Source organism: Streptomyces brasiliensis (assembly GCF_014647875.1).
Taxonomy (GTDB): domain Bacteria; phylum Actinomycetota; class Actinomycetes; order Streptomycetales; family Streptomycetaceae; genus Streptomyces; species Streptomyces brasiliensis.
Genome location: NZ_BMQA01000001.1, coordinates 236,481 through 256,340 on the forward strand (window position 1 = coordinate 236,481; position 19,860 = coordinate 256,340).

Annotated in this window: 19 protein-coding genes and 1 pseudogene; 7 read left to right on the forward strand and 13 right to left on the reverse strand. The window is 73.0% G+C overall.

The genetic code is table 11. The annotated features are described in order from the left end of the window. Positions 1-54: 54 nt before the first annotated feature. Positions 55-1,647 (reverse strand): FAD-binding oxidoreductase, encoded by a 1,593-nt coding sequence (locus IEZ19_RS01095; RefSeq protein ID WP_189309029.1) that lies wholly within the window; start codon positions 1,645-1,647, stop codon positions 55-57. A gap of 82 nt (positions 1,648-1,729) precedes the next feature. Here IEZ19_RS01095 and IEZ19_RS01100 point away from each other — a divergent pair, with 82 nt between their 5' ends. From IEZ19_RS01100 to IEZ19_RS01115, 4 genes are all read left to right on the forward strand, one after another. Then, a complete protein-coding gene (locus IEZ19_RS01100; RefSeq protein ID WP_189309030.1) occupies positions 1,730-2,329 on the forward strand; it encodes a TetR/AcrR family transcriptional regulator in 600 nt (199 codons plus the stop codon). Continuing rightward, positions 2,326-3,924, forward strand: coding sequence for a glycerol-3-phosphate dehydrogenase/oxidase (locus IEZ19_RS01105; protein WP_189309031.1), 1,599 nt, complete (start codon positions 2,326-2,328; stop codon positions 3,922-3,924). The genes IEZ19_RS01100 and IEZ19_RS01105 overlap by 4 nt, the downstream gene beginning before the upstream one ends. A gap of 78 nt (positions 3,925-4,002) precedes the next feature. After that, positions 4,003-4,395 (forward strand): SbtR family transcriptional regulator, encoded by a 393-nt coding sequence (locus IEZ19_RS01110; RefSeq protein WP_189309032.1) that lies wholly within the window; start codon positions 4,003-4,005, stop codon positions 4,393-4,395. 112 nt (positions 4,396-4,507) lie between these two features. Next, on the forward strand, positions 4,508-5,410 hold the full coding sequence (locus IEZ19_RS01115; RefSeq protein WP_189309033.1) for an aminoglycoside phosphotransferase family protein: 903 nt from the start codon (positions 4,508-4,510) through the stop codon (positions 5,408-5,410). Positions 5,411-5,435: 25 nt separating this feature from the next. Here IEZ19_RS01115 and IEZ19_RS01120 read toward each other — a convergent pair whose 3' ends face one another. Both IEZ19_RS01120 and IEZ19_RS01125 read right to left on the reverse strand, forming a co-directional pair. Beyond that, entirely contained in the window at positions 5,436-6,551 is a 1,116-nt protein-coding gene (locus IEZ19_RS01120) for an XdhC family protein (protein WP_189309034.1), read from the reverse strand. Continuing rightward, complete coding sequence (locus tag IEZ19_RS01125) at positions 6,544-7,203, reverse strand: UbiX family flavin prenyltransferase (protein ID WP_189309035.1); 660 nt, start codon at positions 7,201-7,203, stop codon at positions 6,544-6,546. Before IEZ19_RS01125 ends, IEZ19_RS01120 begins: the two co-directional genes overlap by 8 nt. Before the next feature lie 62 nt (positions 7,204-7,265). Between IEZ19_RS01125 and IEZ19_RS01130 the strand changes: the two genes are divergently transcribed. Beyond that, positions 7,266-8,006: a GntR family transcriptional regulator gene (locus IEZ19_RS01130; RefSeq protein WP_189309036.1), complete on the forward strand. Its 741-nt coding sequence runs from the start codon at positions 7,266-7,268 to the stop codon at positions 8,004-8,006. Here the strand turns inward: IEZ19_RS01130 and IEZ19_RS01135 are convergent. From IEZ19_RS01135 to IEZ19_RS01170, 8 genes and pseudogenes are all read right to left on the reverse strand, one after another. Beyond that, positions 7,936-9,015, reverse strand: a complete 1,080-nt coding sequence (locus IEZ19_RS01135; protein WP_189309037.1) for an amidohydrolase family protein — start codon at positions 9,013-9,015, stop codon at positions 7,936-7,938. The two genes, IEZ19_RS01130 and IEZ19_RS01135, sit on opposite strands and share 71 nt — an antisense overlap. Next, on the reverse strand, positions 9,012-9,854 hold the full coding sequence (locus IEZ19_RS01140) for an alpha/beta fold hydrolase (RefSeq protein WP_189309038.1): 843 nt from the start codon (positions 9,852-9,854) through the stop codon (positions 9,012-9,014). Before IEZ19_RS01140 ends, IEZ19_RS01135 begins: the two co-directional genes overlap by 4 nt. Beyond that, positions 9,851-10,753 (reverse strand): FAD binding domain-containing protein, encoded by a 903-nt coding sequence (locus IEZ19_RS01145; protein ID WP_189309039.1) that lies wholly within the window; start codon positions 10,751-10,753, stop codon positions 9,851-9,853. The genes IEZ19_RS01140 and IEZ19_RS01145 overlap by 4 nt, the downstream gene beginning before the upstream one ends. A 213-nt stretch (positions 10,754-10,966) precedes the next feature. Beyond that, a pseudogene (locus IEZ19_RS53355) lies at positions 10,967-13,328 on the reverse strand (xanthine dehydrogenase family protein molybdopterin-binding subunit). Next, a complete protein-coding gene (locus IEZ19_RS01155) occupies positions 13,328-13,825 on the reverse strand; it encodes a (2Fe-2S)-binding protein (protein WP_189309041.1) in 498 nt (165 codons plus the stop codon). The pseudogene IEZ19_RS53355 and the gene IEZ19_RS01155 overlap by 1 nt, the downstream one beginning before the upstream one ends. A gap of 65 nt (positions 13,826-13,890) precedes the next feature. Next, the gene (locus IEZ19_RS01160) at positions 13,891-14,601 is read right to left on the reverse strand and encodes a GntR family transcriptional regulator (RefSeq protein WP_189309042.1); all 711 of its coding nucleotides are present in this window, start codon (positions 14,599-14,601) and stop codon (positions 13,891-13,893) included. Positions 14,602-14,637: 36 nt separating this feature from the next. Continuing rightward, the gene (locus tag IEZ19_RS01165) at positions 14,638-16,095 is read right to left on the reverse strand and encodes a UbiD family decarboxylase (protein ID WP_189309043.1); all 1,458 of its coding nucleotides are present in this window, start codon (positions 16,093-16,095) and stop codon (positions 14,638-14,640) included. Position 16,096: 1 nt separating this feature from the next. Beyond that, entirely contained in the window at positions 16,097-16,588 is a 492-nt protein-coding gene (locus IEZ19_RS01170; protein WP_189309044.1) for a hypothetical protein, read from the reverse strand. 248 nt (positions 16,589-16,836) lie between these two features. On the opposite strand from IEZ19_RS01170, the gene IEZ19_RS01175 reads away from it, so the two are divergent. After that, positions 16,837-18,108, forward strand: coding sequence for an NAD(P)/FAD-dependent oxidoreductase (locus tag IEZ19_RS01175; protein WP_189309045.1), 1,272 nt, complete (start codon positions 16,837-16,839; stop codon positions 18,106-18,108). 220 nt (positions 18,109-18,328) lie between these two features. Here IEZ19_RS01175 and IEZ19_RS01180 read toward each other — a convergent pair whose 3' ends face one another. After that, positions 18,329-18,481: a hypothetical protein gene (locus IEZ19_RS01180; protein ID WP_189309046.1), complete on the reverse strand. Its 153-nt coding sequence runs from the start codon at positions 18,479-18,481 to the stop codon at positions 18,329-18,331. A 68-nt stretch (positions 18,482-18,549) separates the two neighbouring features. Between IEZ19_RS01180 and IEZ19_RS01185 the strand changes: the two genes are divergently transcribed. Beyond that, complete coding sequence (locus IEZ19_RS01185) at positions 18,550-18,828, forward strand: type 2 periplasmic-binding domain-containing protein (RefSeq protein WP_189309047.1); 279 nt, start codon at positions 18,550-18,552, stop codon at positions 18,826-18,828. 34 nt (positions 18,829-18,862) lie between these two features. On the opposite strand, the gene IEZ19_RS01190 is transcribed toward IEZ19_RS01185, so the two are convergent. Further along, the gene (locus IEZ19_RS01190) at positions 18,863-19,855 is read right to left on the reverse strand and encodes a substrate-binding domain-containing protein (protein WP_189309048.1); all 993 of its coding nucleotides are present in this window, start codon (positions 19,853-19,855) and stop codon (positions 18,863-18,865) included. Positions 19,856-19,860 lie beyond the last annotated feature (5 nt).

A 19,860-nucleotide genomic window follows, 5' to 3' on the forward strand; every position in this document is an offset into this window, starting at 1 on the left:
GGTCGGACGGTCGGGGTGGGCGAGGCCGCCGGGCAGGCGAGCGGTCGGGACGGGTCAGTCGAGCGGGAGCAGGATGCCGGGGTTCAGCAGGCCGTCCGGGTCCAGGCGGTCCTTGACCGCGCGAAGCGCCTCGACGCCCAGGACTCCGGCCTCCCTGACATACCAGTCCCGGTGGTCCGTGCCCACCCCGTGGTGGTGGCTGATCGTGCCGCCGGCGGCGATGACGGCCTCGTTGGCGGCGTGCTTGGCCGGCGTCCAGTGGGCGACCGGGTCCTCGCCCTGGGCGGAGACCACGGTGAAGTACAGGGAGGCGCCGTTCTCGTACACGTGGGAGATGTGGCACATCACCAGTGGCGGGGTGCCGGCCCGGGTGAGGGTGTCGGTGAGTGCCGTGCGCACGGCCGAGTAGAGGGCTGGGACGCGGGACCAGAAGGTCGCGGTCTCCAGCGTCTCGGCGAAGGCGCCGACGTCGAGCAGCGCGTCGCGCAGGTAGGGGGCCGAGTAGCGGCCGTGCGCCCAGCGTTCGCCCGGTTCGGCCCCCAGGCAGACGCCGCCGCTCTCGCGCAGGACGGCGGCGGCGCGCTCACGTCGGTGGGAGGTGTCCTCCTCGGTGCCCTCGTAGCCGACGATCGCCTGGCATCCGGCACCCTGCCGTGCGTCGGCGGAGCCGATGGCGTCGGGCTGGGCGAGTCCGATGAGGGTCTCGGTCTCGTCGGACAGACGCAGCACGGTGGGTCGCGGCCCGTCCTGGGCGAGGCGGCGCAGGGCGACGGCGCCCTCCTCGAACGAGGCGAAGCGCCAGCCCTCGTAGACGCGGACCTGCGGGACGGGCCGGATCCGAACGGTGACCGAGGTGATGACGCCGAAGGCGCCCTCGGAGCCGAGGACGAGATGGCGCAGGTCGGGGCCGGCCGCCGAGCGCGGTGCGCGGCCGATCTCCAGGGTGCCGCGGGATGTGGCGAGGGTGAGGCCGAGGACCATGTCGTCGAAGCGGCCGTATCCGGCGGAGGCCTGTCCGCTGGAGCGCGCGGCGGCGAACCCGCCGATGGTGGCCCACTCGTAGGACTGCGGGAAGTGGCCGAGCGTGAAGCCGTGTTCGGCCAGGAGCGCCTCGGCGTGCGGGGCCCGCAGGCCGGGTTGCAGGGTGGCGGTGCGGGAGACCGGGTCGAGGTCGAGCAGGCCGTCCATGCGCCGCAGGTCGAGGGCGACGAAGGCGCGCCGCTGCGGCGCGAGGCCGCCGACGACGGAGGTTCCGCCCCCGAACGGGACCACGGCCAGGCCGTGTCGGGCGCAGGCCCGCAGGACGGCGAGCACCTCGTCGTGGGTCGCGGGCAGGACGACGGCCTCGGGTACGTCCGTGACGTCACCGGCGCGGATCAGCAGCAGGTCCGGCGTGGACTTGCCACGCGTGTGCCGGACGCGGCTCTCGGCGTCCGTACGCACCTGGGCCTCGCCGGCGACGGCGTCCGCCAGCGCCCCGAACACGGCAGGCTCCAGGGCCGGTTCGGGGACGGAGATGTCCTCGAGGGCCGGCGCGCCGGTGCTGTGCGGCTTGACGCCGAGCAGATCGCGCAGCACCCCGGTCACCGCGTCGGGCAGCGGCGCCGCCTTGGCCGGGTCGCCCCAGCCGTTCCACAGCATGTCCATGAACGGTTGCCCCCATCGTCCGGTTACTGGCCCGCGAATCCATGTCTCCCGTGCGGCTCCACGGGGCGTTACACTGTGACACATGACGCCTATTCGTCACAAGGACTCGGACAGCGATCCCGTGCTCGACGCGGTGCGCGACTGTGTGCTGGCCGTCGGAGTCCGGCGCACCACCCTGACCGACGTGGCCCGGCGCGCCGGTGTCTCGCGGATGACGTTGTACCGCCGCTGGCCCGATGTGCGCTCCCTGGTGGGCGACTTGATGACCCGTGAGTGGATCGGCGTGGCCACCGGGGCCATGCCGGAGCGCCGGCCGGACCGGTCGGCGCGCGAGCTGATCGTCGACGGGCTGGTGGCCGGGGTGGCCGCGTTCCGGGCCCATCCGCTCATCACCAAGATCGTCGACGTCGATCCCGAACTGCTGCTCCCCTATGTGCTCGACCGGCGCGGGGCGAGCCAGGAGGCCCTCTTGGAGCTGCTGTCCGACGGTCTGCGCGAGGGGCACGCCGACGGCTCCGTGCGCCCGGCACCCGTCGGACTGCAGGCGCGTTCCCTGCTGTTGGTCGTCCAGTCCTTCACGTTGTCGCTGCGGACCATGACCGACGAGGACGACCCCGACCTGACCTCCGAGGCCTTCCTCGGCGAACTGCGCACCCTTCTGGAGAGGACTCTCACGCCATGAGCCGCACCAGCAGCACGGCCGACGCGACCGCGCCCGCGCCCGGATCGTCCCTCTCCGCGGCCCGCCGTCGGCGTGAACTCACCGAGGTGGTCGGGGGGTTCACGGCCGACGTCCTGGTCGTCGGCTTCGGCGCGACCGGTGCCGGTACCGCGCTGGACGCGGCCGCACGTGGGCTGGGCGTGGTCGCCGTCGACGCGCACGACCTGGCCTTCGGTACGTCACGCTGGAGCTCCAAGCTCATCCACGGCGGGCTGCGTTATCTTGCGTCCGGACAGTTCGATGTCGCCCACGAGAGCGCGGTCGAGCGCGGGCTGCTGATGGAACGCACCGCCCCTCATCTCGTGCGCGCCCAGCCGTTCGTGCTGCCGCTGACTCCCATGGTGTCGCGGGGGCAGGCGTCGCTGGCCTGGGCCGGGCTGCGCGCCGGGGACGCCCTGCGGCTCGCGGCCCGTACGGCCCGGGCCACCCTGCCCGCGCCGCGCCGTCTGTCCGCGGTGGAGGCCCGTCATCTGGCGCCGTCCGTGCGCGGCGACGGGCTGCGCGGAGGTCTGCTGTCCTGGGACGGCAAGGTGACCGACGACGCCCGGCTGGTGACCGCCCTCGCCCGCACCGCCGCCGCCCGCGGCGCACGCATCCTGACCCGGGTCCGGGTGCTCGAGCTCACCGGGACGGGCGCCCGTGTCCGTGACGAACTCACCGGCGAGGAGGGCGAGATCAGGGCCCGCGCGGTGATCAACGCCTCCGGGGTATGGGCGGGCGACCTGGTCGACGGCATCCGGATCCGGCCCTCGCGCGGCACGCACCTGGTGCTGCGCGCCGACCTCTTCGGCCCGCTGCCGGCGGGCCTGCACATCCCGATCCCCGGCGAGAGCAACCGCTTCGTCCTGGTCCTCCCCCAGGACGACGGTCGCGTGTACGTCGGACTCACGGACGAACCGGTGGACGGCGAGATCCCCGACGTGCCGGAGGTCCCCGAGACGGACATCGGCTTCCTGCTCGACGTGCTCGGATCCGCCCTGGACACGCACGTCCGGCGCGAGGACGTCGTGGGCGCCTTCGCGGGACTGCGCCCGCTGCTCGACACGACCGGCGCGGACTCCGGCGCCCCCGCCCGGACCTCCGACATCTCGCGCCGCCACGCCGTGCTGACCTCGCCGGACGGCGTGATCACCGTGGTCGGCGGCAAGCTCACCACCTACCGGCGCATGGCCGAGGACGCCGTCGACGCGGCCGTCGCCGCCCGGGGCCTGCCCGCCGGTCCGTCCACCACCGCGTCCGTACCGCTCGTCGGCGCGGCGTCACCGGAACGGCTCGGCCGGGTGTCCGCGCCCGCGCGCCTGATCCAGCGCTACGGCACCGAGGCACCCGTCGTCCAGGCGCCCGCCGCGAACGACCCCCGCCTCGCCGAACCCGTCCTGCCCGGCCATCCCGTCACCCGCGCCGAGCTGGTGTGGGCCGCTTCGCACGAGGGCGCGCTCGACGAGGCCGACCTCCTCGACCGGCGCACCCGCATCGGCCTGGTGCCGGACGACCGTACCGCCGCGCTGGAAGCCGCCCGTGAGGCGCTCGGGGAAGCCGCCGCCACCACGAGCTGAGCGGTCACAGGCCGAGCGGTCGACGCCCACCTCCGGCGGATCCCGGCCGGCGCGGGAGCCGGGGCTCCGTCGACCGGCGTGCCCGCCCGGCCACGTCGTTGGACACTCGACGCCGTCTGCGAAGCCGCCGCGGAACTGCTCGAGACCCTTCCGCCGGACCGGGCACTGCGCGCGTGGATGGACCGGTTCATCGACTACATGACCACGAAGATCGGGCTCGGTGACGCGATCCGCGCCGTGGTGGCCGCCGGCGGCAATCCCTTCGCGCACAGCCGGGAGCGCCTGGACACGGCGCTCGGGGCCCTGCTCGCCGCGACGGCTGCGGCGGGGCTGACCCGTCCCGAGGTCGACGCGGACGACGTGGTGATGTCCCTCAGCGGCATCGCCATGGTCGCGGGCGATCCGCAGCAGCGCGAGCAGGCGGCACGCATGATCGACCTGCTGTTCCAGGGCCTGCGGCCGCACGCCTGACGCACGTACGTGTGCCGGGCGGAAGGGAAGCGCGCGGAAAGATGCGCACGCCAAGGGGTGCGCCGGAAAAGGGGTTGACGCCCGTCCGCCTCCGACGGTCGGATGGCGCCCCATGACCACAGCACAGACGCGGCCCGGCCTGTACCCCGTCGACGACGACCTCGTACGGCGGCTCGTCGCCGGGCGGTTCCCCCGGTGGGCGGAGCTGCCGCTGGAGCGGTTTCCGTCCGGTGGCACGGTCAACGCGGTGTTCCGGCTGGGCGAGGGCATGGTCGTACGGCTGCCGCTGCTGGCCGGCGGAGCCGAGGACATGTCGCTGGAGCGGGAGTGGCTGCCCCGGCTCGCGCCCCTGCTGCCCACGGCCGTACCGGAGGTGCTCGGCGCCGGGGAGCCCGCCGAAGGCTATCCCTGGCGGTGGTCGGTGTACCGCTGGCTGGCCGGGGAGAACCCGCGGGCGGGTGCGCCGGCCGAACCGGCGCTGCTGGCCGAGGACTTGGCCGACTTCGTGGCGGCGATGCGGAGCGTCACCCTGCCCGGGGCGCCGCAGGCCTACCGCGGCGGCCCGCTCGCCGCGCTCGACGCGTCGACCCGGGCGGCGATCGCGGAACTGCGCGGGATCCCCGGGGAAGGCGTCGACTGCGACGCGGTGGCCGCCGTATGGGAGGAGGCGCTGGGGGCACCTGGCTGGGACGGGCCGCCGGTGTGGCTGCACGCCGACCTCATGCCGGGCAATCTGCTGGTGGACGCGAACGGCAGGCTGACGTCGGTGATCGACTTCGGGTGCATGGGCGTGGGCGACCCCGCCTGCGATCTGTTCCCGGCGTGGAATCTGCTGCCGGCCGGTGCACGGGAGGTCTTCCGCGAGGCGCTCGGCGTGGACGACGCCACCTGGACGCGCGGCCGGGCCCGCACGCTCTCGCAGGCGCTGATCGCGCTGCCGTACTACCGGACGACCAACCCGACGATGGCGGACACCGCCCGGCACGTGATCCGGGCGGTGCTGGGCGAGGCGTGACGGGTTCGGCACCCGGCAGCCCGGCTCAAGGGGCTGCCGGTTCGCCCACCCCACGGTGGATGTCACCGGTCAGCCGCGACAGCGGTCGCCCCGTGCCGTCCCACCGCGTCGCGATGATCTCCCCCGCGATCGAGACGGCCGTCTCCTGCGGTGTGCGGGCGCCGAGGTCCAGGCCGATCGGGGACCTCAGGCGGGACAGGTCGGCGTCGGTGACGCCCGCCTCGCGCGGGCGGCGTGTCCGGTCGCCGTGGGTACGGCGGCTGCCCATCACGCCGATGTACCCGGCGCGGGTGCGCAGCGCCGCGAGCAGCAGCGGGATGTCGAACTTCGGGTCATGGGTGAGGACGCACACGACGGTCCGCTCGTCCACGTCCGTCCGGGCGAGGTACTCGTGGGGCCAGGCGCACACCACCTCGTCGGCGCCGGGGAAGCGCTCGGGCGTGGCGAAGACCGGGCGGGCGTCGCAGACCGTCACCCGGTAGCCCAGGAAGGCGCCCATCCCGGCAGTGGCGGCCGCGTGGTCGATGGCCCCGAAGACGAGCATGCGCGCGGGCGGGCGGAACGACTCGACGAACAGGGCGACTTGGTCCATGCGCCGCTGTCCCTCGGCGCCGATGTGCCGTACGGCCGTGCGGCCCCGGGCGAGCAGCCCCCGGGCCTCCTCGGCGGCGGCGCGGTCCAGATCCGGGTGGCCGAGCGAGCCGTACGTCCCGTCCTCCGTGACGGTGAGCCGGGCGGCCGGCGGCGCGGCACCGCCGATCACGGTGGCGACGGCGACGGGCTCGTCCCGGTCGAGGCGGTCCAACAGACGGTTCAGGCCCGTGTCGTGCGGGTCCTGTGCCCGGACCAGGACCTCCAAGGTGCCGCCGCAGGTCAGACCGACCGCGAACGCGTCGTCGTCGGCGATGCCGTACGTGTGCAGCCCGGCCTTGCCCGTCGCCAGCGCCTCGGCGGCGGCCTCGTACACCGCGCCCTCGACACAGCCGCCGGACACGCTGCCGATCACCCGCCCGTCCGGGGTCACCGCCAGCGCCGCGCCCGGCTGCCGGGGTGCGCTGCCGCGCACCGCGACGACGGTGGCGAGGGCGAACGGCGTTCCCGCGGCCGCCAGTTCGCGCAGCTGCGGCAGGATCTCACGCACCGGCCGCCGCCTCCTCGGCCCGGGCCGCGCCGAGCTGTCCCCGCCAGCGGGTATAGAGGGTGTGGGGTACACCGACGACGTCCAGGACCTTGCCCGCCACGAAGTCCGTCATCTGCCGTACGTCGTGGGAGCCCGCGTAGAAGCCGGGTGAGGCGGGCAGCACGACCGCTCCCTCGCCGGACAGGTCGGCCATCTGCTGGAGCGTGACGCGACGCAGGGGTGTCTCCCGTACGACGAGGACCAGCATCCGGCGCTCCTTCAGGGTGACGTCGGCCGCGCGCTGGATCAGGTCCTTGCTCATACCGGTGGCGATGCCCGCGACGGCGGCCGTGGTCGCCGGCACCACGATCATGCCCCGGGTCGGATAGCTGCCGCTGGCCGGTCCGGCGGTGAAGTCGTTCTCCTTCCAGACGCGCATGTCACCGACGTCCCGCCCGATGAACTCCTTGACGTCCATGTGCCACCGCGCCTCGCGGAAGGTCAGTCCGGTCTCGTCGAGCAGGGGCAGCCGGGCCGCTCTGCTGACCACGAGGTCCACCGCCTCGCCCGCGTCGAGCAGGCCGCGCAGGACGGCCGCCGCGTACGGCGTGCCGCTCGCCCCTGTGATGCCCACGACCCACGGGGTCCTGGGTGTGGTTGGCTGGTGATCCATGGCGGGGCCTTTCATGACGGGCGTCTCACCAAGCGGCAGCGAGGCGGTGCTCGGGAGTGGCGGTGGACGGATCGGCGACGTGGCCGGCGCGCGAGCACGGCGAGCTGACGGCCGGCGAGCGGGAGATCCTGCGGGTGCTCGGCCGCTCGCAGGACCTGGACAGCGTCGGTGACGAGATCCTGGTCTCGATCGGCGCCGCGATCATCGAGGGCCGGCTCCAGCCGGGCGACGATCTCAACTCTGTCGAGCTGGCCCGCCGGTTCCACAGCAGCCGTACCCCGGTGCGCGAGGCCCTCGCCGTCCTGGAGCGGGAGGGCCTCGTGGAGATCGTCGCCCGGAAGCGGCCCCGGGTACGGCGCCTCGGCATCGAGGAGGTCCGCGACATATACGAGCTGCGCGGCGAGCTGTACGGTCTGGTGAGCCGGCGGATCGTCGAGCACTGCACGGACACCCAGCTCGAAGAACTGGCCGCCGTGCAGGCCCGGTTGGAGGAGGCGGCCGCGGCCGGAGACCTCGACCGGTACTTCTGGCACAACGTCGAGTTCCGCAACACCGAGGCCCGGCTCGCGGCGAACGACATCGTGCGGGGCGTGCTCGACTCCGTCGGGATCAGGACCCTCCAGCTGCGGCATCTGAGCCTGTCGCTGCCGGGTCGCCTGGACACCTCCCTGGCCGACCACCGCCGGCTGATGCAGGCGTACGCCGACCGGGAGGCCGAGCTGGCGGCGGCGCTCACTCGGTCCATCGTGCGCCGGGGCCTGGCCGCGGTGGAACGCTCGGGCTGGACGGGCTTCCCGGACTGACCCCCTCGGCGCCGAGGAAGCGCCCGGCTCCGAACAGGGTCGCCCGCTCCTCGCCGTCGATTTTCAGCGCGTCCAGGGCGTCGGCCGGGCCGTCCGTCCGCATCGGGAACGGATAGTCGCTGCCGAGCAGCACACGCTCCGGGCCCGCGAAGTCCAGCAGGTGCCGCAGCGCGTCGTCGTCGTGCAGGACGGTGTCGTAGAAGAGCTGTCCGAGCAGGTCGCGGGGGCTGCGGACGCCCCGGGCGCGGAACTGCGGGGGCGCCGCGGTGTAGCCCCGCTGGAGGCGGCCGATCTGGTACGGCACGAAACCGCCGCCGTGCACGAGCAGCACCCTGAGGCCGGGCCGCCGTTCCAGGACGCCGCCGAGCAGCAGCGCGGCCGCCGCGAAGGTCGTCTCGGCCGGGTTGCCGACGAGGATGTGCAGGAACAGGCGCCGGTGCCGGTCGGGCACGTCGAGTTCGGCGGGGTGCACGATCACCGGGACGCCGAGATCCTGGGCGGTGTCCCAGAAGGGGTCCAACGAGGGGTCGTCGAGGCCGAGTTCACCGATCCGGGCGCCGATCTGCACGGCCGAGTGGCCGAGTTCGGTGACGGCGCGCCGGAGTTCGGCGGCCGCGTAGCCGGGATGCTGGAGCGGGACGGCCGCGGCGGCGAGGAAACGGTCGTGGCCGGTGAGGAGTCGGGCCGCCGAGTCGTTCTGGACACGGGCCAGCCAGAGGCCGTCCTCGGGGTCGAGTTCGTATCCTGCGAGGTCCATCCACGGGGCCACGAGCTGGACGTCGACTCCGGCCGCGTCCATCCAGGCCAACCGGGTGGACACGTCCGTGAGTTGGGGCAGAAGGGGCAGTCCGCTCGGACGGCCCGCGACCTCGACACGGGTGACCGGCTTCCCGGCCACCTCACCCGTGACGAGGCGGACGTGGTGAGCCGCTCCCTCCTCCCTGATCCGTTCGACGGCGTACGTGCCGACGTGGTGGGCGTGGATGTCGACGACGTGCGTCGTGGTCATGCGCGTTCTCCGACCGTCTCGCCCGCCGCCCGGTCGAGCAGCGCGGTGAGCGCGTCGACCACGACGGCGGGGTTCTCCAGGGGGGTGAGGTGCCGGGTGCCGGGGACGACCGTTGCGGGGCCGTCGCCGATGAGCCGGGCGAGCACCCTGGCCATCTCCGGCGGTGTCGCGCCGTCGTCCTCTCCGACCAGGACGGCCGCCGGATTCGGGATGGCCGGGGCCGAGTCGCGCAGATCGGCCCGGCCGAGCATGGCGCAGGTGGCCTCGTAGCAGTCCACGTCGTTGGCGGTGAACACCTCGGTCAGCCGGGCCATCAGCTCGGGTTCGGCGGCGCGGAAGGCGTCGCCGAACCAGCGGGTGAGCTGGAAGGGAATCAATGAGGCCAGTCCCTTGTCGCGGGCCGCCGTGGCGCGGGCGGCCCAGTCCTCCGGTGCGGTCGGCCCGTACCAGGCGGTGGTGTCGACGAAGAGCGCGGCCTGGGTACGGGCGGGGTGGGCGGCGGCGAACGCCTGGGCGACGCAGCCGCCCATGGAGCAGCCCGCGACGGCGGTGTCCGGCCAGCCCAGGTGGTCGAGGAGGTCGACGAGGTCGTCGGCGAACCGCCCTGTGGTGTAGGGGCCGTTGGGGCGCCCGGACCTGCCGTGGCCGCGGCAGTCGTACGTCACCATCTCCACGCGTCCCGCGAGCGCGGCCGTGACCCCGGACCACAGGGAGCGGTCGAGGGCCAGGCTGTGGACGAAGGCGATGCGGGGTGCTCCGGCGGGAGCCGGATGCAGGGTGTACGAGAGGGTGACGCCGTCCCGGGTCCGGGCCTGACCGTCGCGGGTCGTGGCGGTCATCGGTCTTCTCCCTCAGGGGCTTCGGCGCGACGGATCGCGCTGATCAGGGCGCGCCGCGAGAACTCGGCGATCATCCGGGTCTTGTAGGCGGCGGAGCCCGTGACGTCGCTGTACGGGGTGGTGCCGGCCGCCGCGCGATCGGCGGCTGCCGCCACGAGGTGCCGATCGGGGCGAACACCGGTCAGTCCCATGAGGTCGACGGCGACCGGGCCACCGGCCACCGAGCCGACCGCGAGGGCCAGCTGCCGTACGGTGCCGTCCTCGGCGAGGGCTACGGCCGCGGCGACGTTGACGCAGGCGTATTCCCAGACGCCGCGCACCAGGAACTTCTCGTAGGCCGAACCCGTGCGGGCGGTGGGCAGCGGGAGCCGTACGTGCTCGATCAGTTCGTCGGGGCGCAGCCGGTCCGCTTCCGTGACGGCGAGGGTGCGGGCGCCGGTCGCGCCGCGTACGGCGAGTGCGGCGCCGACGGCGGTGAGCGCCACGGGTGGGTCGTGGCTCTCGTCGCGGGCGGCGATGTTGCCGCCGAGGGTGACCAGGCGGCGGATACGACCGGTGGCGACGGAGCCCGCCGCCTCGGTCACGACGGGCCAGAGCCGGGCGAGCCGTTCGTCGGCGGCGAGGGCACCGAGCCGGACGCCGGCGCCGATGGTGACGTGCTCGGCGTGCACGGTGATGTCGCCGAACCCGGGCAGTCCCGCGACGGACACCAGCTTGGCGGCGGCCGGAGCGAGGTGGTCATGCCGCCGCAGCACGTGCGCCACACCGCCGCCGACGGGCGCGGCGTCACCGCCGGCGAGCATCCGCAGGGCCTCGTCGAGGGTGCGGGGGGTGAGCAGGGCGGCGGGGGCGGTCGTGGTCGTGTCGACGGGCAGGGACCCAAAGCCGAGGGTGGTCATCGCGGACGGCCTTCCTGGGTGGCGCGACGTAGGGGGCGGTGGAAGCCGAGGGTCGTCGACGCTCTTCGCCTCCGGGGGTGGCACCGGGGGCGTTGGATGTCGAGGATCGTCATCGTCCGTCGCCTCCCTCGGCCGCCGGGGCGGTGGATGTCGAGGATCGTCATCGCTCGTCGCCTCCCTCGATGCCGCCGGGGCGGTGGACGTCAAGGATCGTCATCGTCCGTCGCCCTCCTCGCCGGTGTCGGAGGTGGTCCGTACCGAGTCTTCGTCCCGCATCCCCCAGTAGATCTTCTCGGCGGTGATGGGGAGTTCATGGACCCGGACGCCCACCGCGTCGGCCACCGCGCTCGCGATGATCGAGGGGACGGGATCGAGGGCGATCTCGCCGACGCCCTTGGCGCCGAAGGGTCCGGTCGGCTCGTACGAGTCGGCGAACTCCACGTGCAGCTGGGGCATGACGCCCGCCGTGGGCAGTTTGTAGTCGGAGAAGTTGGGGCGGGTCGGGGCACCGTCCCGCCAGTCGAAGCGTTCCGTCAGCGCCATGCCGAGGCCCTGGGCGATCGCGCCCTCGACCTGGCCCTCGGCCAGCGGTGGATTGAGCACCGTCCCGCAGTCGACCACCGCGGCCAACTCCAGGACGGTCACCGCGCCGGTCGCCGGATCGACCTCCACCTCGGCGGCCTCGGCGACGAAGTTGTAGGCGCCGGACTCATTGCCGTACCGGTTCCCGTCGGGGAACTCGGAGGGGTTGTCGAACGAGCCGATGCCGACGATCGGCCGGCCGTTCGGCCGGTACAGCTCGGCACGCACGATCCTGCCCACCGGTGCGCTCACCGGGCCCTCTCCGTCGGCCCCGGCCGGTGCGTGCACAGTGCCGTTCTCCACCCACAACTGGGCGGCGGGCCGACCGAGTTGGCGGGCGGCCGACTCCAGCAGACCTTGGCAGGCCTGTTCTGCCGCCCGCTTGACCGCGTTGCCCGCGACATAGGTGACCCGACTCGCGAGCGCGCCGAGTGCGTGCGTGGCGAGGTCGGTGTCGGGGCGGGTCACGGAGACGTCCGCGACGGGCAGGCCGAGTTCGGCGGCGGCGATCTGCGCGAGGGTGGTGCGCGCCGGTGCCGATCTCGCCCTCGCCGACGATGACCGTGGCGCGTCCGTCCTCCGTGAGCCGGACGATCGCGGAGCTGCCGTCATAGTCGCCGAAGCTGCGCCGGCCCGAGACATGGACGCTCACGCCCATCGCCAGGCCCCGGTTGGGCTTGCGCGCGGCGCGCTTCGCCTCCCAGTCGATGGCCTTGGCGGCCTTGCTGATGCACTGCTTCAGCTCGCAGCTGCTGATCCGGTGGTTGTGCGGGGAGACACTGCCGGACTCGACGGCGTTGAGCAGGAACAGGTCCGGTACGTCGATGCCGAGCTTCTCGGCGGCCAGGTCCCAGGCCTGTCCGACCGCCCAGTCCGCCGACGGGTTACCGAAGCCGCGCAAGGCGCCCGTGGGTTCGAGGTTGGTGTACACGAGTCGCGAACGGGCACGTACGGCCCGGTAGTTGAACAGGGCGTCGTGCCGGACGGTCGCCGCACCGAGGACGGCCTGCGCCTTGCCGGTGTAGGCGCCGTTGTCGGCGATCACCTCGATGTCCTTTGCGGTGACCAGGCCGTCCTTGGTGAAGCCAAGCCGGACGGTGTAGCGCATCGGGATGCGCGGGCGGCTGGCGAGGAACTCCTCCTCGCGGGTGTTCACGAGCTGCACCGGCCGACCGGCCCTGCGGGCGAGCAGCGCGCAGATGACGGAGGTGTTGTCGTCGCCGGACTTGCCGCCGAAGCCGCCGCCGATCTCGGTCTGTACGACCCGTACGGCGCGCAGCGGCAGCCCGAGCGCGGTGGCGTACCGCTGGCGGGCCAGGAACGGGGTCTGGGTGTTGACCCACAGGCTGACCCGGTCCTGGGACCACTCGGCCGTGCAGCCGATGGTCTCGAGGGAGCCGTGCCACTGCCGGGTGGTCTGCCAGGTGCCCTCCACGATCACGTCGCTGCGGTCGAACCAGGCGTCCGCGCCGCCGCGGTCGAAGCCGAACTCATGGGCGACGTTGCCGGGAGCGTCGCCGTGGACCAGGGGCGCGCCCTCGGCGAGCGCCTCGTCCAGAGAGAGGACGGCGGGCAGCACCTCGTACTCGACGCGGATGAGGCCTGCGGCCAGGCGGGCGGTCTCGGGGTCGCGGGCGGCGACCGCGGCGACCTCGTCACCGACGTACCGGACGCGGTCGACGGCGAGGGGGTAGAGGTCGGGGCGGAAGGCGCCCCACTTCACTCCGGCGGTGTCGGCGCCGGTGACGACGGCGTGCACGCCGGGCAGCCGCTCCGCACGTGAGGTGTCGACGTTCAGGATGCGGGCCGAGGCGTACGGGGAGCGGACTACGGCGCCGTGCAGCATGCGGGGCGCCCAGTTGTCGCCGGCGTACACCGCGCGTCCGGTGACCTTCTCGACGGCGTCGATGCGCTCTACGGGACTGCCGATGACGGGCGGCAGCACGGTCCGGTCCAAGTCGGTCGCGGTGACGGGGAGTTCGGCGGTGGACATCAGCGCGCCTCCCTGGCGACGCGGGCCGCCCGCTCCAGCTCGACGGCCTCGCGGGCCGAGTCGAGGATCTTCACGTAGCCGGTGCAGCGGCAGTAGTTGCCGTCGACCGTCTCCCGCAGGCGTTCCTCGCCGGGGTCGGGGTCCTCGTCGAGCAGGGCGCGCAGGGCCATCACATGGCCGGGGGTGCAGAAGCCGCACTGGAGTCCCGAGCACTTGACGAAGGCGTTCTGCACGGGGTCGAGGCCGTCGGGTCCGCCGAGTCCCTCGACGGTGCGGACATCGCGTCCTTCGACGAGGCCGGCCATCTGGACACAGGAGGGCACGGCCTCGCCGTCGACGACGACCGTGCAGGCTCCGCAGTAGCCGATCGCACAGCCCGACTTGGTACCGGTCAGGCCGAGGTCGCCCCGCAGGACGTCGAGCAGGGGCACGGTCGGGTCCTGGACGTGGATCTCCACGTCCTCCTGGTTGAGACGGAATCGCAGGGGTAGGGACATGACCTTCCTTGCCTCGGGTTCGCTTGCGTGTGTGTCGTGGGGGCTGAACGGGATCAAGGGGTCGGTCATGGTTCTTCTCCGGTCCATCCCGAGCGTTCGATCGCCGTGTGACCGGCGCGGACCAGTGACTGGGTGAGCGCGGAGGCGAGTTCGGCGTCCCGGTCCTCGTACGCCTGCAGGAGGCGGGCGTGGTCGCGCACGGACGGTTCGAGCCGGCCGGGCTGGGCGAGGCTGAGGTGGCGCAATTGCAGGGCGCGCAGTCCCAGCGAGTCGAGCACGCGGCGCAGGGTGGCGTCGCGGGCGATGTCCGCCTCGGTGTTGCGGAACTGCACGTTGATCCAGAAGTAGCGGTCCACGTCGTCGTCCGCGGCCGCGGCCTCCAGGGCGCGCTGGTGACCGCGCAGGGTCTCCAGGTCGGCCTCGCCGGCCTTCTGGACGACGGCCCGGCTGACCAGGGCGTACAGCTCGGCCCGCAGGTTGTACAGCTCCCTGACCTCGCGCAGCAGCAGCCGGGCCACGCGGGGCCTGCGGCGGGCGGTGATCTCGACGAACCCTTCCCGCTCCAGGACGAGCAGGGCCTCGCGCACCGGGGTGCGGCTGCTGCTGAACGACCGTGCCAGGTCGACGGAGCTGAGGTCGTCACCCGGCGAGAGGCGGCCCTCGATGATCTCGGTCGCGACGGCGAGGGCGATCTCGTCGGCGATGCTCGGCACGGCGGCGCCGCGGCCGAAGGTGCGGCTGAGTTCGAGCTGCCGGGCCGCCTCACCCACCGGCATCCGGACAGGCGGTGTGGGGGGGTGCCGTGTCCGCCGTCACCATGCGCCGCCCAGGACGTCGGGCCAGCGCCGGGTGACGTGGTCGAGGAGTTCACGGCTGGCCTCGGCGACCTTCGGGAAGGTCTCGAGCCGGGTCCAGGGCCGGCAGGCGTCGATGACGGCGCGGGTGTTGAAGGGCGGAGCGCCCTGTTCGCGCAGCGGGTCGACGCGGCTGCCCCAGGTCTGCCGCATGGTCTCGATGTCGTCGGCCGGGTCGGTGCGGGTGCACATCGCCCAGACGACGTCATTGAGGCTGCGCGGGTCGACATCGGGGTCCACGACGACCACGAACTTGTTCATGTACGCGGCCGACGGCAGCTGGGCGGCGAGATATCCGGCCTGCCGGGCGTGACCGGCGTACTGCTGCCTGATCGCGACAGCGAGCAACTGGCGTCCGCCGCCCGCCTCGTGGGCCCAGACGCCCTCGACGCCGGGCAGGCCCGTGCGGACCAGGGCGTCCTGGATCATCGCGGACTTCATGACGCTGCGCATGTACGAGTAGTCGTGCGGCGGTTTGCCGGGCGGCGCGCCGAGCTGGATCGGGTCGTCGCGATGGTAGACGCGCCGCACGTCGAGGGTGAGGACGGGTTCGGTGCCGCCGCTGTAGTAGCCGGTCCACTCGCCGAACGGGCCCTCCTGCTCCCGCCGGTCCGGGTAGAGCCAGCCCTCTACGGCGAGTTCGGACGTGGCCGGGACCGGCAGTCCGGTCAGCTCGCCGCGTACGACGTCGACGGGGCGGCCGAGCACCACGCCCGCGTACTCCAACTCGGAGATTCCGCCGGGCACTTCGGTCCCGGCGACGACGAGGAGAAGTGGGTCGTGGCCGAGGGAGACGGTCACCGGGGCGCGGCCCTCGCGGGCGAACCAGGCGCGCACATGGGCGGCGCCGTGCTTGCCGGCCTCCATGTTGATGCTGGCGGCACGCCCGTCGTTCTGCACCTGCATCCGGTAGGCGCCCGCATTGAGGACGCCGGTGTCGGGGTCGGTGGTGAAGACGGCGCAGCCGGTGCCGATGTACCGGCCGCCGTCACCCTCGTGCCACTTCGGCACGGGGAAGTCGAGGAGGTTCACGTCGTCGTCGCGCACGACGTTCTCGAACACCGGCCCGGTCTCCACCTCGCGCACCGGGTAGCGGGAGGCGTTCTCCGCCCACTCCCCCGGTTTGCTGCGCAGGGTCTCGACGAGGGCGCGGTCGTCGAGGCCGGTGCCGAGGCGCAGGGTCATGCCCAGGCGGCGGGCGTTGCCCATGGACGCGGTCAGGACGCGCTGTCCGGGCCGGTGGCCGACGACGTCGTCGAAGAGCAGCGCGGGCGGTGAGGGGCGCTTGTAGTTGACCTCTGAGGCGGCCCCTATCTCCTTGTCCCAGTGGGCGCCGGAGATCCTTCTGACCTCGCCGAGTCTGTCGGCCAGATCCAGCCAGCCGCGCAGGTCGTCGATGTCGTCGAGCGACGTCATGTCACTCACCTCCCGTCCGGTAGAGCGAGTCGATGAAGCCGGACTTCTGCAGCCGGTCCACATAGGAGTTGTCGATGAAGGCGCCGGTGTCCTTCGGCATCGTCCCGATGCCCTTGGCGACGGTGGCGGCGAACGCGTCGTGGACCAGGGCGGGGTCGACGCGGGGTGTCTTCGCCCACATCGGGTCGAAGAAGTCGTACGAGTACTCGGCGAGGGCAGGGCTGCTGACGCCGCTGTGCTTCATGATGCTCTGGAGGGCGGCGGCCTTGTCGTTGTGGAGCAGGGCGAGGCATTCGGCCTCTGACTTCACGAACGCGGTCACGGCCTTGCGGTTGACGTCGAGGTAGTCGGACTTGACGGTGTAGGCGTTCGCAGCGGCGGGCAGCCCCGTGAAGTCCATGACCTCGCAGGCGAGCGAGAACGAGCCGGAACGGCGTGACCAGTGGCCGAGCCTGAGGTCTTCGACGACCAGTTTTCGTCGTGAGGGGTGCACGGATACCTCCTCCGGAACGGGGAACGATCAGCACCGCCGACACAAAGTGTCGACATTCGGATTCAAGCAGCGCCCCGTGGTCATGTCCAGATGATTACTTCCATGGGTCCGTCAAGTTCCATCACTCCCCCGCTTCACAAAGTGTCGACACTCACGGAGAGCGAACGAGAGCGCGAGGTGACCGATTAACGCCGTGGAGCCTTGGTATAATGGTATGACATTAATGAAGGGTCGAGAGGGGTCACGCAATGACGGGCGGAACGCTCATCGTCGGCGCCAGCCAGGCCGGACTCCAACTGGCTGTCTCCCTACGACAGTTGGGGGACACCGAACCGATCACGCTGGTGGGCGAGGAGCAGTTCCCGCCGTATCAGCGGCCGCCCTTGTCCAAGGAGTTCCTCGCCGGGAAGGCCGATCTCGAGTCGCTGGCCTTCCGCGCCCCCTCCTACTACGCCGACAACGGCATCGACCTCGTCAGCGGTGAGCGCGTCACCGACGTCGCCCTCTCCCCCGGCGGCCGCCCCGGCGCCGGGGTCGCGACGACCGCCGGCGGGCGCGCCCTCGCCTTCGACCGGCTGGCGCTGACCGTCGGCGCCGGCCCCCGGCGACTGTCCGCCCCGGGCGCGGACCTCGACGGCATCTGCTATCTCCGCGACCGCGAGGACGCGCTGGACCTGCGAGTGCGGCTGGACGCCGCCTCCAAGGTCGTGGTGGTGGGCGGTGGATTCATCGGCCTCGAGGCGGCGGCGGTGGCCCGCTCGCTCGGCAAGGACGTCACCGTCATGGAGGCGGCGCAGCGGCTCCTGTCCCGGGCGGTCGCCCCGGTCGTCTCGGAGTTCTACCGGCAGGCCCATCGCCGCCGGGGCACGACGGTCCAGCTGTCGGCCGCCGTCACGGGATTCGACGGCGCCGACGGGAAGGTCACCGCGGTGCGCCTGGCCGACGGCTCCGCGCTGCCGGCCGACCTGGTGCTCGTCGGGGTCGGCGTGGTCCCGCGCACCGAACTGGCCGAACGGATGGGGCTGGTGTGCGACGGGGGCATCGTCGTCGACGAGCGGGCCCGCACGAGCAATCCGCACGTGACCGCCGCCGGGGACTGCACCGTCCAGCCGCATCCGCTGACAGGGGTCGGCCGGGTGCGTCTCGAGTCCGTGCAGAACGCCGTCGCCCAGGCCACGGCCGCCGCCGCGGCCCTGCTCGGCAGACCCGCCCGGGCGGCGGCGGTGCCCTGGTTCTGGTCGTTCCAGGGCGACCTGAAGCTGCAGATCGCGGGGCTGTCGACCGGTTACGACGAGCACGTGGTGCGGGGCGAACCGGACAGCGAGCGGTTCTCCGTCCTGTACTACCGGCAGGGCCGGCTGCTGGCGATCGACGCCGTCAACAGCCCCGCCGACTACATGGCCGTACGCAAGGCCCTCACCGACGGGGCGACCGTCCCGGCGGCCACGGCCGGCGACACCTCCGTGCCCCTCAAGACCCTGCTGGCCGCCCCCCGCCGGGACGCGGTGCCCTCCAGCTGACGGCACGGCGGCCCCGCGAACCGGCAGTCCGCGGGGCCGAGGGCGGCCTGGTCCAGCGTGATCGCGGTGACGTCGGGCAGCATGTCGTGCGCCGCGGAGAAGGCGAGGGTGCCGCGCAGGTCGTGCGGGGAGCCGGAGGGGTTCGCCGCCACGTGCAGCCGATTGAGGATCATGGGCTGGGTGGGCAGTGTGATCGGTTCGGGGCCGTAGCCCAGCAGCATCAGCGTGCCGTCGGGCGCGAGACCGCCGAGGGTGACGGCGGCCGCCCCGGTCGACGGGCCGCGTTGAGGATCAGGTCGGCGCCCCCGTCCCAGGCCTTCAGGGCCTCGGCCGGGTCGGACTCCTGGGTGGCGACGGACAACTCGGCGCCCATCGCCTTCGCCTGGCCTCACCGCGCCGCGAGCGCCCCACGACGGCGACGCGGGCGCCGGCTGGAACGCCGTGTGGAACGCCGCCCCCCGGCCCGACGGCACCCGGCTCCCGCACGGCCCGGACGTGCACGACATGGAGGAGATCCTCGTGTACGTCCGGGGGGGCCAGGGCGTGGTGCTCGTCCCGGCCCCGGTGGCGGCCGTCTTCCCGCGGGACGACATCACCTGCGTCCCCGTCGCCGACGTGCCCCCCGGCCGGGTCGGCCTCACCCGGGACGACGCCCGGCCCTCGCCGCTCGTCGCGGCCTTCGGGACGGCCGCCTGGTCCCTGATGCGGAAGGGAAGTTGAGGCCGCCGGCCGTGGAAATGCCGGGCGCGGCCGGTCAGATGACGGCCGCTTCGAGGGACTCGGGGGCGAACAGTTCCTCCGGCTGCCACAGCCGCTCGGACAGCCCCTGTTCGTGGTGGTAACGCAGGAACGTCGTCAGCGGCTCGCGGTTCCCCGCCACGCCGTAGGACCAGTAGTCGCGGCCCAACAGAGCCCTCGCCTCCTCCAGTTGGGGGGTGAGCCAGGGCAGCATGAAGCGCAGGGCCGAGGTGTCGTACAGGTTCTCGTACGCCAGGTCCCGCGCCGTCAGCAGGGCCTTGTAGAGAGACTGCGCGACCCAGGGGTGGCGGTCGTACACGTCCCGCCGGATCACCACGACGTGCATGATCGGGAAGATGCCGGTCGCCGCGTAGTACTCCTTCTCGGCGACGACCACGTCCGGGAAGACGCGGCGCACGCGCGGGTCCCCGGCGACGAACGGGCTCGGCACCCGGGGCGTGCACAGGGCGTCGATCTCGCCCTCGGCGAGCATCGCGGCGAGGGTGCGGTCCTCGGGGATCCGTGCGACGCTCAGCGAGTCCGGCAGGTCGACGCCCGCCTTCTCGACGCGCCCCGGGGTCTCCTGCCCGCCGGTGAAGTAGCTGACGGAGTCGACGGGCACGTCGTGCCGGTCGGCCAGGATGCCGCGCATCCACACACACGCCGTCAGCTGGAACTCGGGCGTGCCGATGCGCTTGCCGCGCAGGTCCTCGGGCTCGGTGATGCCGGCGTCGGCGTGGCAGTAGAGCGAGCCGTGGCGGAACATGCGCGAGGTGAAGACCGGCAGGGCGACGAAGGGTGAGGGGTCGGTGCGCAGCGACAGGACGTACGAGGACAGCGACAGCTCCGCCACCTCGAACTCCTGGTGGCGCATCATCCGGAAGAACGTCTCCTCGACGGGCAGCCGCAGATAGGTGAGGTCGATGCCGTCGGGGCGGACGGTGTCCTCCGCCAGGGCGCGGGTGCGGTCGTAGTCGCCGCAGGCGAAGGTGAGGGGGAGTCGGGCCATGGTGC

Bases quoted from the DNA above. Each gene is read 5' to 3' on its own strand.
- IEZ19_RS01095 (WP_189309029.1), bottom strand. From the start codon at position 1,647: ATGGACATGCTGTGGAACGGCTGGGGCGACCCGGCCAAGGCGGCGCCG.
- IEZ19_RS01100 (WP_189309030.1), top strand. From the start codon at position 1,730: ATGACGCCTATTCGTCACAAGGACTCGGACAGCGATCCCGTGCTCGAC.
- IEZ19_RS01105 (WP_189309031.1), top strand. From the start codon at position 2,326: ATGAGCCGCACCAGCAGCACGGCCGACGCGACCGCGCCCGCGCCCGGA.
- IEZ19_RS01115 (WP_189309033.1), top strand. From the start codon at position 4,508: ATGACCACAGCACAGACGCGGCCCGGCCTGTACCCCGTCGACGACGAC.
- IEZ19_RS01125 (WP_189309035.1), bottom strand. From the start codon at position 7,203: ATGGATCACCAGCCAACCACACCCAGGACCCCGTGGGTCGTGGGCATC.
- IEZ19_RS01135 (WP_189309037.1), bottom strand. From the start codon at position 9,015: ATGACCACGACGCACGTCGTCGACATCCACGCCCACCACGTCGGCACG.
- IEZ19_RS01140 (WP_189309038.1), bottom strand. From the start codon at position 9,854: ATGACCGCCACGACCCGCGACGGTCAGGCCCGGACCCGGGACGGCGTC.
- IEZ19_RS01145 (WP_189309039.1), bottom strand. From the start codon at position 10,753: ATGACCACCCTCGGCTTTGGGTCCCTGCCCGTCGACACGACCACGACC.
- IEZ19_RS01155 (WP_189309041.1), bottom strand. From the start codon at position 13,825: ATGTCCCTACCCCTGCGATTCCGTCTCAACCAGGAGGACGTGGAGATC.
- IEZ19_RS01160 (WP_189309042.1), bottom strand. From the start codon at position 14,601: ATGCCGGTGGGTGAGGCGGCCCGGCAGCTCGAACTCAGCCGCACCTTC.
- IEZ19_RS01165 (WP_189309043.1), bottom strand. From the start codon at position 16,095: ATGACGTCGCTCGACGACATCGACGACCTGCGCGGCTGGCTGGATCTG.
- IEZ19_RS01175 (WP_189309045.1), top strand. From the start codon at position 16,837: ATGACGGGCGGAACGCTCATCGTCGGCGCCAGCCAGGCCGGACTCCAA.
- IEZ19_RS01180 (WP_189309046.1), bottom strand. From the start codon at position 18,481: ATGGGCGCCGAGTTGTCCGTCGCCACCCAGGAGTCCGACCCGGCCGAG.
- IEZ19_RS01190 (WP_189309048.1), bottom strand. From the start codon at position 19,855: ATGGCCCGACTCCCCCTCACCTTCGCCTGCGGCGACTACGACCGCACC.